Origin of the sequence: Lonepinella sp. BR2357 (assembly GCF_051851525.1) — a bacterium.
Lineage (GTDB): Bacteria > Pseudomonadota > Gammaproteobacteria > Enterobacterales > Pasteurellaceae > Lonepinella.
Map to the genome: position 1 here is coordinate 113,521 of NZ_JBPDVG010000007.1, position 12,145 is coordinate 125,665.

General features: G+C 39.8%; 15 protein-coding genes. 2 read left to right on the forward strand and 13 right to left on the reverse strand.

What is annotated here, in order from left to right; all coding sequences use genetic code 11:
• Positions 1-53: 53 nt before the first annotated feature.
• Genes otnI through ltnD form a run of 4 tightly spaced genes read right to left on the reverse strand, consistent with a single transcriptional unit; the run spans position 54 to position 3,614 of the window.
• On the reverse strand, positions 54-833 hold the full coding sequence (otnI, locus tag ACTG7L_RS06155; RefSeq protein WP_439240238.1) for a 2-oxo-tetronate isomerase: 780 nt from the start codon (positions 831-833) through the stop codon (positions 54-56).
• 2 nt (positions 834-835) lie between these two features.
• A complete protein-coding gene (gene otnC / locus ACTG7L_RS06160; protein WP_439327842.1) occupies positions 836-1,468 on the reverse strand; it encodes a 3-oxo-tetronate 4-phosphate decarboxylase in 633 nt (210 codons plus the stop codon).
• Positions 1,465-2,706 (reverse strand): 3-oxo-tetronate kinase, encoded by a 1,242-nt coding sequence (gene otnK / locus ACTG7L_RS06165; protein ID WP_439327863.1) that lies wholly within the window; start codon positions 2,704-2,706, stop codon positions 1,465-1,467. The genes otnC and otnK overlap by 4 nt, the downstream gene beginning before the upstream one ends.
• A 2-nt stretch (positions 2,707-2,708) precedes the next feature.
• Positions 2,709-3,614, reverse strand: coding sequence for an L-threonate dehydrogenase (gene ltnD / locus ACTG7L_RS06170; protein WP_439240234.1), 906 nt, complete (start codon positions 3,612-3,614; stop codon positions 2,709-2,711).
• A 206-nt stretch (positions 3,615-3,820) separates the two neighbouring features.
• Here ltnD and ACTG7L_RS06175 point away from each other — a divergent pair, with 206 nt between their 5' ends.
• A complete protein-coding gene (locus tag ACTG7L_RS06175; protein ID WP_439327843.1) occupies positions 3,821-4,582 on the forward strand; it encodes a DeoR family transcriptional regulator in 762 nt (253 codons plus the stop codon).
• Complete coding sequence (locus ACTG7L_RS06180) at positions 4,560-4,694, forward strand: hypothetical protein (protein ID WP_439327844.1); 135 nt, start codon at positions 4,560-4,562, stop codon at positions 4,692-4,694. Before ACTG7L_RS06175 ends, ACTG7L_RS06180 begins: the two co-directional genes overlap by 23 nt.
• 94 nt (positions 4,695-4,788) lie before the next feature.
• Here the strand turns inward: ACTG7L_RS06180 and srlR are convergent, their stop codons facing one another.
• The 9 genes from srlR to narQ all read right to left on the reverse strand — a co-directional run bounded on the left by srlR (position 4,789) and on the right by narQ (position 12,114).
• Complete coding sequence (srlR, locus tag ACTG7L_RS06185; protein ID WP_439294717.1) at positions 4,789-5,571, reverse strand: glucitol operon DNA-binding transcriptional repressor SrlR; 783 nt, start codon at positions 5,569-5,571, stop codon at positions 4,789-4,791.
• Positions 5,572-5,581: 10 nt separating this feature from the next.
• Complete coding sequence (gutM, locus tag ACTG7L_RS06190; RefSeq protein WP_439327845.1) at positions 5,582-5,944, reverse strand: transcriptional regulator GutM; 363 nt, start codon at positions 5,942-5,944, stop codon at positions 5,582-5,584.
• 89 nt (positions 5,945-6,033) lie between these two features.
• Positions 6,034-6,816 carry a sorbitol-6-phosphate dehydrogenase gene (srlD, locus tag ACTG7L_RS06195; protein WP_439327846.1) on the reverse strand — a complete coding sequence of 261 codons (783 nt, stop codon included), beginning with the start codon at positions 6,814-6,816 and terminating at the stop codon, positions 6,034-6,036.
• Positions 6,817-6,836: 20 nt separating this feature from the next.
• Positions 6,837-7,202 (reverse strand): PTS glucitol/sorbitol transporter subunit IIA, encoded by a 366-nt coding sequence (gene srlB, locus ACTG7L_RS06200; RefSeq protein WP_439327847.1) that lies wholly within the window; start codon positions 7,200-7,202, stop codon positions 6,837-6,839.
• 54 nt (positions 7,203-7,256) lie between these two features.
• The gene (srlE, locus tag ACTG7L_RS06205) at positions 7,257-8,246 is read right to left on the reverse strand and encodes a PTS glucitol/sorbitol transporter subunit IIB (protein ID WP_439327848.1); all 990 of its coding nucleotides are present in this window, start codon (positions 8,244-8,246) and stop codon (positions 7,257-7,259) included.
• 12 nt (positions 8,247-8,258) lie between these two features.
• Positions 8,259-8,810 carry a PTS glucitol/sorbitol transporter subunit IIC gene (gene srlA / locus ACTG7L_RS06210; RefSeq protein WP_439294712.1) on the reverse strand — a complete coding sequence of 184 codons (552 nt, stop codon included), beginning with the start codon at positions 8,808-8,810 and terminating at the stop codon, positions 8,259-8,261.
• 254 nt (positions 8,811-9,064) lie between these two features.
• A complete protein-coding gene (gene fsa / locus ACTG7L_RS06215) occupies positions 9,065-9,733 on the reverse strand; it encodes a fructose-6-phosphate aldolase (protein WP_439327849.1) in 669 nt (222 codons plus the stop codon).
• A 145-nt stretch (positions 9,734-9,878) separates the two neighbouring features.
• Positions 9,879-10,400, reverse strand: a complete 522-nt coding sequence (locus tag ACTG7L_RS06220; protein ID WP_439327850.1) for a GNAT family N-acetyltransferase — start codon at positions 10,398-10,400, stop codon at positions 9,879-9,881.
• A gap of 1 nt (position 10,401) precedes the next feature.
• On the reverse strand, positions 10,402-12,114 hold the full coding sequence (gene narQ / locus ACTG7L_RS06225; protein WP_439327851.1) for a nitrate/nitrite two-component system sensor histidine kinase NarQ: 1,713 nt from the start codon (positions 12,112-12,114) through the stop codon (positions 10,402-10,404).
• Positions 12,115-12,145: the final 31 nt, after the last annotated feature.

Consider the following 12,145-nt stretch of genomic DNA (forward strand, 5'->3'; position numbering starts at 1 on the left):
CATTCTATTGTTTCAAATGATTAGGTTTTCATAAAAGCGCGGTGTAATTTTGATTAGTTTTTATATTTCTCAAACCAACCCAATCCAGCCACAGTTTCACCTCGTGGTTTATATTCACAGCCCACATAGCTGTCATAGCCAATTTCATCGAGTTTGTCGAAAATATATTGATAATTGATTTCTCCTTCATCAGGTTCATGACGATCTGGTACAGATGCAATTTGCACATGTGAGAATTTACCGTTAAGTTTATCTGTTAGGCGAGCTAAATTACCATCCACATTTTGAGCGTGGAAATAATCTAGTTGTACAAACACATTTTCTCTGTTTACTTTTTCCACTATGGCTAAAGTGTCAAACTGGCTTTTGAGTAAATAGTTCGGTTTAACTTCTGGACTTAAGGCCTCAAGACAGATATTAATGCCATGCGGTTTAAATTTTTCAGAAGCGTAACGGATATTTTCTACAAAGGTAGCTTGGTAGGCACTTCGATCTACCCCTTCAGGAACTACCGCCGCCATGACATGCACGGTTGGACACTCTAACGCTAACGCATATTCCAAAGCTTGATCAATATCACGTCGAGCATCTACTTCACGCCCTGGAATAGCAGCTAGTCCCCATTCTCCTTTAGATACATCACCAGCACTGGTATTAAACAACACTTGTTTTAATCCGTATTGATCTAATTTGGCTTTGAGCTCTTGGGCAGGATAATCATAAGGCCAAAGATATTCTACAAATTTAAAACCAGCTTTAGCGGCCGCTTCAAAGCGATCTAAAAATGGTACTTCATTAAACATCATGGTTAAGTTGGCTGCAAATTTAGGCATAATTATTTCCCTCTATTTTCTAAATCTTTTACTTCGTCATCGGTGAGATAACGGATTTTTTGTCCTTGCAAAATAAAATGTAATTTTGCTGTTTCTTCTAATTCATCTGCATTGTCGGCTGCATCAATTAAATCCGAACCTGTCACGACAATGCCGTGGTTGGCTAATAAAAAGGCTTTCGCCGTTAATGCTCGTTCTCTTAGCTCTCGGGCAATTTCAGGTGAGCCTGGGCGATAATAAGGAATCACCTGTAACTTACCTACTCGCATCACATAGTATGGTGTAAAGGCTTTAATCGCATTGTCTTTATCCAACCCATCAAGGCAAGAAAGAGCGGTTAAATAGGTCGAATGTAAATGTACAATCGCATTACATTTTGGATTTTGTTGATATAACGCTAAATGGAATACATATTCCTTAGACGGTTTATCTCCTGAAATCCAATTGCCTTGCATATCCACCACAGACAAGCGTTCAGCATCTAAACGTCCTAACGATGATCCTGTTGGGGTCACTAAAATGCGATTTTCATCTAACCGTACCGATAGATTCCCTGCACCGCCTACACTATAACCTCGTTGGTAAAACGAGCGAGCTAGCTCAACCATTTGTTTTTTTTGTTCTAATTCCGTCATAGGAACATCCCTTGAGCATATTCAAAGAAGTCTTCTTTACCGAAATTACCTGATTTTAAGGCAAGATAAATGGGTTCTTCTACGGCTTTTAACCACGGCACACCAGGGGCAATTTGTTTGCCAATATGGAATCCAGCAAAACCTAATTGTTGCACCACAATACTTGAGGTTTCACCACCTGCAGTAATGAAATTTGTCACACCATAGGCTTTGAGTTTTTCTGCAAGTTGGGCAAAAACGTTTTCAATCGCATGACTGGCTTTGTCACCGCCAAATTGAGTTTGAATTTGTTTAAGCTGATTTGCTGCAACCGTAGCGTAAACCATCGGTGCTAATTCACCCTCTAGGTTGTTAATTACCCATTGATAAAGTTCATCTACATAGTTCGTATTGTTGATAGCTTTCTCGACATCAAGGTAGTAATGCGGTGCTTTCGTTTTATAAGTATTCACTTGAGTATTTGTCATCATTGAACAAGAACCTGATAACACCACGGTTTTACCTTTGTTTGGTACAAAAGCATCGGTACCTTTTTTACCCCCACTAAGGCGTTCTGCTATATATGCCCCTAAACCTGAACCACCTGTGACTAATTTAAAATCTGCAACCGCCTCAGCAAGTATGGCTAACTGACTATTATCTACAGCATCCACCACAGCATAACGATAACCATCCGCTTTTAATTGAGCAAAGCGTGCTTTCACATTATCTGCTCCTTTAATCACATCTGCATAGGCTACCAAGCCTGTTTTACCTTGTGCTTGAGCATCCATTAATCGCACTAAATTAGCATCGGTCATTGGTGTAATTGGGTGATTTCTCATGCCTGATTCGCTTAATAGTTGCTCACCTACAAATAAATAACCATTAAAAATGGTACGGCCATTTACAGGTAAAGCCGGTGTGATTACTGTGAAATCATCTTTTAATTCTGCCAATAATGCATCTGTTACCGGACCAATATTGCCTTTTGCCGTACTATCAAAGGTAGAGCAATATTTAAAATAAAATTGACTACAACCGTTCTCTTGTAACCAATGGAGGGCTTGTAAAGATTGTTTAATCGCTTGTTCTACGGGATTAGAACGGGATTTTAAACTAATCACTATCGCATCTACTTGACCATTTAAAGGCGATTTGGGTACGCCATTCATTTGTACTGTTTTCAAGCCATTTTCAACAAGGAAACTAGCAATATCACTGGCTCCAGTGAAATCGTCTGCAATAACTCCTAACATCATTACGCTCCTTTTTTCGGAAGATTAATACCACTGAAAATTTTGATTACAGCACTGTCATCTTCTTTGCCAAAGCCTGCATTGCTTGCTTCGGTAAACATAGAATAGGCAGTGCTAGCAAGGTGTAGAGGAAAATGCAAAGATTTTGCAGTATCATTGACTAGACCGAGATCTTTTACAAAAATATCTACCATTGAAAGCGGTGTATAATCGCCATCCACCACATGTTTCATACGGTTCTCAAACATCCAAGAATTACCCGCTGCGTTGGTTACTACGTCATACATCACATCAAGTGGAATCCCTGCTTTAGATGCTAAGGCCATGGCTTCTGCCCCTGCGGCAATATGTACGCCAGCTAATAGTTGATGAACAATCTTCACTGTTGCGCCTAAACCAATTTCCTCCCCAATTTTATATACTTTACCTGCGGTGGCATCCAATACGGGTTGTAATTTGGCAAAGGCTTCTTCAGAACCTGATGCCATAATGGTCATTTCACCTGCTGCCGCTTTAGCTGCACCGCCAGAAACAGGGGCATCTAACATCACTAATCCAAACTCTGTTAATTTTTGTGAAATCGCTTGAGCATCTGCTGCCGCCATCGTGGAAGATATCATAACTGCTGTACCTGCTTTTAATTTTGCAGCTAAGCCATTTTCACCAAATAATACCGCATTGGCTTGAGCTGCATTTACAACTAACACAACAACCGCATTTAAATCTTGTGCGAAATCATTACCATTAGTCGCAACTGCTTTTGCTCCTGCCGCTTTCAATTTTTCTAATGCAGCGGGGTTAAGATCAATACCGTAAGTATTTAATCCAGCATTGATACAAGACAATGCGGCTCCCATCCCCATAGAACCTAAACCAACTACTGCTACTGAATAAGCTTGATTAGCCATAATAAACATCTCCTCGTTAAAAATAATTAATTTGTTTTGACTGATGTGCATTATGCCTTAAAGAAAAAATAAAAACCGTGATCAAGATCACAAATTTTAACTTTTATTGTTAATTTGTGATAAAAAATGTTAATTTAATTTGTTGTCATCTCAAAAATGAAAGGTTTATAATAGACCTAATCGTTATATAGGACATAGGTGTAATCATGATTCCAGCAGAAAGACAACGAAAATTACTTGATCTCATTCATCAACAAGATATTGTGAGTATTAGTTCATTAGTGGGAGCGTTGGGTGTATCTCATATGACGGTACGGCGTGATATTCAAAAACTTGAAGATGAAGGCAAAGTTATTTCCGTATCAGGTGGTGTACAAACTCTCGCACGATTGGCGATTGAACCGACTCATAACGATAAATCATTATTATCAAATAAAGAAAAAAATGCCATTGGCGAAAAAGCCGCCACTTTAATACCAAAAGGGGCAACGGTTTATCTTGACGCAGGCACAACCACATTAGAAATTGCAAAAAGACTCGCTGAACGTGAAGATTTATTAATTGTCACTAATGATTTTGTGATTGCAAACTTTCTCATGGAATACGGTAAAGGTGAGATTTTTCATACAGGCGGGAGAGTGAATAAAGCTAACCGCTCATCCGTCGGCGAGTTAGCGGCTCAATTTCTGCAACATATTTCCTTAGATATTGCTTTTATTTCCACATCTTCATGGAATATGAATGGGTTAAGCACACCTGATGAAAACAAGATCCCTGTCAAAAAAGCGATTATCAATTCAAGTCAGCAACGTATTTTAGTGTCTGATTCGTCTAAGTGCGGTAAAGTTGCCATGTTTTTCATTTGTCCACTGACGGTATTTGATAGCATCATTTGCGATAACGCTTTGCCAGAAAATTTGCAAAAAAATGTTGCAGAAATGGAGATTGAGTTATATTTGGTCGAGTGAGGTCTATCAGGAAGTGATTACCGCAGTAAGAAACTGGCGAGCTATTGCTACTGAGCTCGGTATTAACCGAGCAGAACAAGAAAGAATGAAAACGGCATTTAGAGTAGAATAAGCATAGTGGAAAAATATTGTTGGTTTTGAATAATTAGCATCAACTCTATTTTTCCACTATGCCATTTTTAATCAATCCATATACCATTAAAGTATTAGAAAGTATTCACCAAAATAACCCGAATACCTTTTTCTAACAATAGGTTATAAACCGATTCATCAATACCATTATCGGTAATAATCGTGCTAATTTTTTCCAACGGACAGACCAAATTTGGGCTACGGCGATGAAATTTGCTGGAATCGGTTAAGACAATAATATCCCGAGCGGCGTGACACATTGCTTTGCTAACGCCGTGGACTTCGTTAAAAGTGGTTAAACCGAGATTTAAATCAAAACCGTCTGTACCAATAAAGAGTTTGTCAAAGGCAAAATTGTCAAAGGTTTTTTCGGCTAAAATACCGTGAAATGATCCTGATTTTGCTCGATAAGTTCCACCACACATTAAAAACTGGTGATCCGCATTTAAACTGGCCAACGCATTCATAATTGGCAAACTGTTGGTCATGATAGTGAGATTTTCAAAACGTTCAAAATGGGGAATCATTTGCAATACGGTACTGCCAGAATCCATAATCATGGAATCGCCATTTTTAATTAGTTCAACGGCTTTTTCGGCAATTTTTTGTTTAATGGGAAGATTGATACAGGCTTTGTTGGTGATGGGGAGATCACTATCATCATTGGTATTTTCTTGATTGGCTAAGACCACACCACCATAGGTACGTAACACTTTTTGGTCTTCTTCAAGTGCGGTTAAATCTTTGCGAATTGTGGTGCCTGTCGTGCGAAAATGCTCCGCCAGCTGATCCACGGCGGTTTTACCATTGGATTGAAGATAGTTTAAAATAGCCAATTGCCGCTCTTTAGGTTTCATGATTTTGTCCTTAATCTTTTATTTGGATCGCTTGTGCTAACGCATCTTGTGCATTTTTATCATCAGGAAAAATTGCTTGTGGTTGAATATGTTGAAGAGATAAACCGATTAAGGATTCAACCGTTTTTGGCACAGCAAACACGCTTAATCCTTTCATCATTAAACTATCCACCACGGTAAGATGCTCATCAAAAGCCAAAGCAATCACTACTTTGGCTTTAAACCGCCCAGGTGTTCGCCCAATGCCAACGTTGCCTTTAGCGGAAAGTTTCGCAAATGCTTGGTTGAAACGATTGATTTGCCACCAGCCTAAGATGATTTGTAATAACCAAGCCACAATGGCGAAAATAATCAAGGTATTCATCATCGACATTTAAGCAACCTTTTAAAGAAATAGAAATTGGTTTTATTCTATAATATTTTACGGCAAGATAAAAGGGTGCAAATTTGCACCCTGATAGATTAGAACATCACCTGACCACCGGTAATGTTAATTGACTGTCCGGTACAATAAGATGCTTTTTCACTGGCATAGAACAGCAATACATTCAGCACATCTTGATAATCACAGCCTCGTTTCAACGGCACTTTATCAATATACACCTGCTCCACTTGATCTTCAGGAATCCCTAATTTTTCCGCATATTGCGGAATTAAGGATTGAAACATGGGTGATTTAAGTAAATTACCTAACATCAAAGAATTGACTGTAATCCCTTTGTCCGCTAAGTCTAAGGCTAAAGATTGCGTTAATCCCACGCCACCAAATTTTGCTGCACTATAACCAGAATTGTGTTTACTGCCCACTTTACCTGATTTGGAATTAATTTGAATAATGCGACCAGCAATACCGTCTCGCACCATTAATTTGGCAAATTCTCTGGCACATAAAAAATAACCGGTTAAGTTCACGGCTACCGAAAATTCAAAATCTTTTAACGGAAATTGCGTAATGGGTGACGCTTTTGCCACACCAGCACTGTACACCAATAAATCCGAACGTCCGAATGCCCGATCGACATTTTGTGCCAAAGCAATGACGCTTTGCTCGTTGGTTGCATCCACTTGAAAACCTTGAGCGATATTTTTTCCCTGTTTATGATTAATTTCTTGTGCGATTTTTTCGGCATTCGCACCGTTTAAATCGGCGACTGCCACTTGATAGCCATTTTCAGCTAAACCCTGTGATAAAAATGCCCCAAGGGTTTGACCGCCCCCAATGACTATTGCGACTTTACTGCTCATTTTATTTTCCTTTTTTAATTTTATAATCGTTTGATCACCAGTTCTGTTCCTAACGTGACTGTTTGCGGTGTAGCACCTTGTAAATGTACAGTCCCCGGATATTCTGGCTCCGTTGCTCCATTGAACCGCCATGAAATATGCCCGAGTTGTTTAAAATTAAAACTGGCAATTTCCCCCACTGCGGTAATGGGATAATCAATTCCGCCTAACTCAACCACATCACCGACCGCTAAATCATCAAGCAATTCGCCATGTTGTAATACAAAACAATATTCTGCTAAATCCGCCGGTACGTCTTGTTTAAAGGTAATCAACATTTGTTCGTTTAAAGCCTCGGGAGCAAATTCACCGATTTGAATAATGTTACCCTGATAAAGTATTGTCATTTCTGCTTTCCTTTTTGTTATTGAGATGAGTAAACACCCATCTCAAACCACAACTTATTGATAAATAAAGGCGGATACTACCCAAGCAATCAATACTGTTGGTGCTCCAGTTAAGAAACGGCTGACCAACACGGACGGCACACCGACTCGCACTGTATCTTGTTTGGCCTCCGCCATGGAAAGCCCCACTGGAATAAAATCACAAGCCGCTTGAGCATTAATGGCGAATAATGCAGGTAATGCCAATGCTGGTGGAATATTTCCCATGCCAATTTGTGTTCCTACCAACACACCGATGACTTGAGCGATAACGGCTCCAGGCCCTAAGAACGGAGACAAGAATGGGAAAGAACAGATTAATGACAAGGTAATCAAGCCAATTGGATTGCTAGCGAGTGGCGTTAAACCATGTGCAATCCAATCACCTAATCCAGATGCAATAATGATCCCGATTAAGGCGGAAACGAACGCCATAAATGGCAAAATAGTTTTTAGCACGGTGTCAATGGTATCTCGTCCAGCTTGGTAAAAGACAGCGACGACGGATCCCATGCCCATCCCAATGCGAGCTAACACTCCGTCACTTTGTTCCGTGATTTTCTTGCTGCTGTCGTAGTCTTTGCCTTGGTGAGAAACTGGAGCAGAAACCACCGCACTTTGTGCTGCGGACAAATCGGCATCAACTAAGCGAATATTATTTTCTTTCACCGCAGAAACATAAATATCTTCCACAATAAATTCTGCTAATGGGCCAGATTTGCCGGTAGCGTGAATATTAATGGTCGGGATACGGCGTTTTGGATACAAACCACAACGCAACACACCACCACAATCAATAATCGCTACACCGATTTCATCACCATCTGGTTCACCATTTTTAAAACCATCAATCGCCTCCCAGCCGGTCAGTTCTACTAAATGATCTACAATGGATGGGCGAGTGCCAGCGGTCATATAGAGAATTTTTTTGCCCTCTACTACAGGAATTGTTAATGGGCCACCCCAACCGCCATTGCCTTTTTCAATATAAATTGCTTTAGTCATCGTCTTCACCTCTTAATTGCTTAAATGCACTTCACGATCTAATTGAATTCCCATCCGTTTTTCAAAAAATGCGGTGGTAAAATCCGTTACCCAACCTCGGAAGAAATTGGTCACCATGCCTACTAATAAATAACTAATTGCCAATGGACCCAGTGGCAGGCCTAAGGTAGTTAAACCGTTGGCAATGCCTAAATAGACAAACAATTCTCCAGGGTTAATATGTGGAAATAATCCATTCATTGAGTGGCAACTATAAGATGATGCTGCGTAGTAGCTTGGTTTGTAAAATTCAGGTAAGAAACGACCAAGGCTTAAGGTCATTGGATTACAAAAAACGAAAGTGCCCACCACTGGAAGAATGAGATAACGAGAAATTGGATTACCTGCACTACGTTGTGCAAGGCGTTCAATACGTTCTGAACCAATAAATTTGATCAATGCGTTCATCACGACTAACAATGCGATCAATAATGGTAAAATGGCCGTCACCATTCCTACAAAGGTTTCACCCCCTTTTTGGAAAAGCCCAATAAACCATTCGGCTGCGTGAGTAATGTATTCCATAAATACGCCCTCTAATTTTAAAATGAAAGAAAATTTGGTTTCTGAATGATTAAGATCTCATTCATTGCGGATATAATATTTCAAAATGAAATATAAATCTGTGATCTTGATCACAATTATAAATAATAATTTTAAATTAAAAGAAAAATGTTTTATTTTGATCGTTTTAATGGGTTGTATAAATTGAAAAAATAAAAGGTGACATTGAGCCACCTTGAACATGAAGAATGAAATAAGAGAAAAATAAAAGTGTTTTAAGCCACTAATTGATTCCGCCCGAATGCGTTTGACCAATCTTGATTAAATCGATCAATAGCAGCGAATACGGCAGGATCTTGAATAAACAATTCCAGTACATCTGGCGAAACAGTGACAGATTTTGCTCCAGCCAATAAGCAATCTAGTACTTGACGTGGGGTTCGGAAACTGGCTGCACAAATGAAACTATCAGGTTTATGCAGATTCAATAAGGTTTGTAATTCACGCACTACTTCCACGCCACTACCACTTTGAGCATCAATCCGATTTACATAAGGGGCAATATATTTTGCACCAGCCAAAGCCGCCAGAAAACCTTGTCCGGCACCGTAAACGGCCGTACCTAAGGTAGATACCCCCTGAGCAGCCAGTTGTTGAATCGCTGTTAAACCTTGGGCATTAACCGGAATTTTAACCACAATATTGCCAAAACGTTCCTTAAGTAATATAGCCTCTTTCACCATTCCGACCGAATCAGATGCCATGGTTTGGGCAAACAGTAATTTGTCTTCACCAATAATCTGGCGAATCTCATTAAGTGCGGTAAAAATTTCCAATTTTTCTTTGGCAATAATACTTGGATTGGTGGTTACGCCTTGAATTGGCATAATCTGGGCTAACCGTTCAATGTCTTTTAGATTAGCGGTATCAAGAAAAATTTCCATGCTGTCTTCCTTATATTGATGATAATATGATCTCAATAATGGAATATTTTAGGCAAGAGTTCAAGTTTTTATTTCATCTTGAAAGTTTTTTGTTGTAAATAAAAATACAAAATGTAAAAATCTGTGCTTAACAGCATCGTCACGGCTAAATTTCAGTCTGAAACCCATACACCAAAAACGTCTGCAAGCTATCGCCCATATTGGCGATGTTGGGATAACGTCCCCATTGTTTGAAATGGTGTTTTTCGAATAATCGGCGGCTAACATGATTTTCTTCAATCACATAAGCCATTAGCGTGTTGATGCCACAGGCGGCCATTTGGCTTTGCATAAATTGCAGGGCTTGACTGCCGTAGCCTTTGCCACGAGCGGTTTGATCTAAATAAAGGCTGAGTTCAGCGGTTTGGTCAAAAGCGGCACGGCGGTAAAAAGGGGAAAAACTACACCAGCCCAAAATTGTTTCATTTTGCACCGCACTTTTTGCGTCATTTTCGACCATAACCCATAAAGGATGTGTGTTGTTGTTCAAATGTTCTTCAAACCACGGACGACGTTGTTGCTCGGTAACTGGGGTAAGATCTGCGGTAATCCGACGAGTGGGTATCGCTTGGTTATAAATGGCCACAATGGCGGATAAATCTTGCGGTTGAGCTTTTCTAATCTTCATGTTAACTATTTGTTTTTATTATATTCGGTAACAGAATTTTGACTTCCGTTCCCCCTGTGGTTCGGTTGGTAATGGTTAAGGTGGCATTGAGCTGTCGGCTACGTTCTTCCATAATGCGTAAGCCGTAATGCCCCTCTGGTTCTTCTAGGCTTGGAATGCCAATACCGTCATCTCGTACCAATATTTCTTGTTCACCGTCGCTATTGGTGTGTGCAATAATCTCAATATGGCTTGCTTTGGCGTGTTTCACCGCATTTAATGTGGCTTCACGGACAATTTGCAAGGCATGAATTAATTGCTGTGGCGTAAAGGTTTGTGACGGTAAACTGCATGCCACACTGAGTTGGCTTTCCGTTTGGTTACGCAAGCTATCAATCACCTGTTCTAAGGCTAATTTTAAATTAGCTTCTTGTACTGTCAAGCGGAATGTGGCTAATAATTCACGTAATTGTAAACAGCCGTCACTGAGTGCTTGTTCAAATTCTTGTAAAATTGCTTGGCTTTTTGCTTTGGCTTGTTCGCTATCTTTGGCTAAAGAATGTTTTAATAAGGTTAACTGAATTTGCAAAAATGACAAAACTTGGGCCAAAGAGTCGTGTAATTCTCGGGCAATAATCGAGCGTTCTTCCATTAATAATAATTGCTGTTGTTGACGCTGGGTTTGATTGAAATAAAGCGTACGAGCTAACAGTTGGGCGATATTTTGCATCGTGCGTAGGTCGGGGCAAGGTAAGCCAGCTTGCCAACGTAATACGCCCAAATTTTGCCCTTCAATTTCAATATCGCTCATTTGCCAAGTTAATTGTGCTAAGGGTTCACCCAGTAGAATATGCCAATGTTCTGCCCCAATAATCTCTAATTCCAACGTTCGTAAATGTTCCGTGGCGAGAACATTTTGTAACACAATACGCAGATGTTCTCGATCGATATTGGCCAAGGTTAAGGTTTGTGAACAATGGTATAACATGGCTAAAGTGCGGTTCGTTTGGCTTAACTTTTGCGTTTTTTCGTCAAGGGTTTGTTCTAAATTGGAATAGACTTTGCTTAATTCCGATGACATTTGGGCAAAGGCTTGTGCTAGGCTGCCTAGTTCATCATTGCGATGAATGTCTAGGGGAATATGTTGAAATTGTCGCATTTGAATTTGTACACTGGCATCGGTTAATTGACGTAGTGGCGTGACAATTCTGGTACGCATAAAGCTGATAATATAAGCCACCATAATGACAATGGCGAGCAACGAAATGACGATAATAGCCGTGGTATAAATCAGTTTCTTTTCAGCAAATTGTTGCAAGGCGAATACGAAATTATCCACTTTTCCCACATAGGGAACGAGCTCTTGACGATAGGCTAGTTGATTTTGATGTAAGGCGTAATATTCCAATTTTTGCCATTGACGAATCAGATCGTCATAATGATATTTTAAACTATCTGGGGTAATAAATTGTTGATCAATTTTGCGTAATGACGACGCATGGAGCGTCTTGCGATATTCGATTAAATGTTTTTTGACTTGTTCTGGTTCATATTGCAATTCGTGCAAAATACGGTAACTTTGCATACGCAAAGAACCGGCCACATTAATGACTTCGGCATCTGAGCGGTTACTGTCCATAATGGCAAAGGCGACAGCCGCAATAATGCTGACGAACCCTATCACAGCCAATAAATAATTGGAAACGGAGCTGGAAACAGACGTTTTTTTATTCACAATAGAACCTATAAAAAATGGCACAATCGCT

What these genes read in the sequence shown, in the direction of transcription:
- otnI (WP_439240238.1), bottom strand. Translation starts at nt 833, where the DNA reads ATGCCTAAATTTGCAGCCAACTTAACCATGATGTTTAATGAAGTACCA.
- otnC (WP_439327842.1), bottom strand. Translation starts at nt 1,468, where the DNA reads ATGACGGAATTAGAACAAAAAAAACAAATGGTTGAGCTAGCTCGCTCG.
- otnK (WP_439327863.1), bottom strand. Translation starts at nt 2,706, where the DNA reads ATGTTAGGAGTTATTGCAGACGATTTCACTGGAGCCAGTGATATTGCT.
- ltnD (WP_439240234.1), bottom strand. Translation starts at nt 3,614, where the DNA reads ATGGCTAATCAAGCTTATTCAGTAGCAGTAGTTGGTTTAGGTTCTATG.
- ACTG7L_RS06175 (WP_439327843.1), top strand. Translation starts at nt 3,821, where the DNA reads ATGATTCCAGCAGAAAGACAACGAAAATTACTTGATCTCATTCATCAA.
- srlR (WP_439294717.1), bottom strand. Translation starts at nt 5,571, where the DNA reads ATGAAACCTAAAGAGCGGCAATTGGCTATTTTAAACTATCTTCAATCC.
- gutM (WP_439327845.1), bottom strand. Translation starts at nt 5,944, where the DNA reads ATGTCGATGATGAATACCTTGATTATTTTCGCCATTGTGGCTTGGTTA.
- srlD (WP_439327846.1), bottom strand. Translation starts at nt 6,816, where the DNA reads ATGAGCAGTAAAGTCGCAATAGTCATTGGGGGCGGTCAAACCCTTGGG.
- srlB (WP_439327847.1), bottom strand. Translation starts at nt 7,202, where the DNA reads ATGACAATACTTTATCAGGGTAACATTATTCAAATCGGTGAATTTGCT.
- srlE (WP_439327848.1), bottom strand. Translation starts at nt 8,246, where the DNA reads ATGACTAAAGCAATTTATATTGAAAAAGGCAATGGCGGTTGGGGTGGC.
- srlA (WP_439294712.1), bottom strand. Translation starts at nt 8,810, where the DNA reads ATGGAATACATTACTCACGCAGCCGAATGGTTTATTGGGCTTTTCCAA.
- fsa (WP_439327849.1), bottom strand. Translation starts at nt 9,733, where the DNA reads ATGGAAATTTTTCTTGATACCGCTAATCTAAAAGACATTGAACGGTTA.
- ACTG7L_RS06220 (WP_439327850.1), bottom strand. Translation starts at nt 10,400, where the DNA reads ATGAAGATTAGAAAAGCTCAACCGCAAGATTTATCCGCCATTGTGGCC.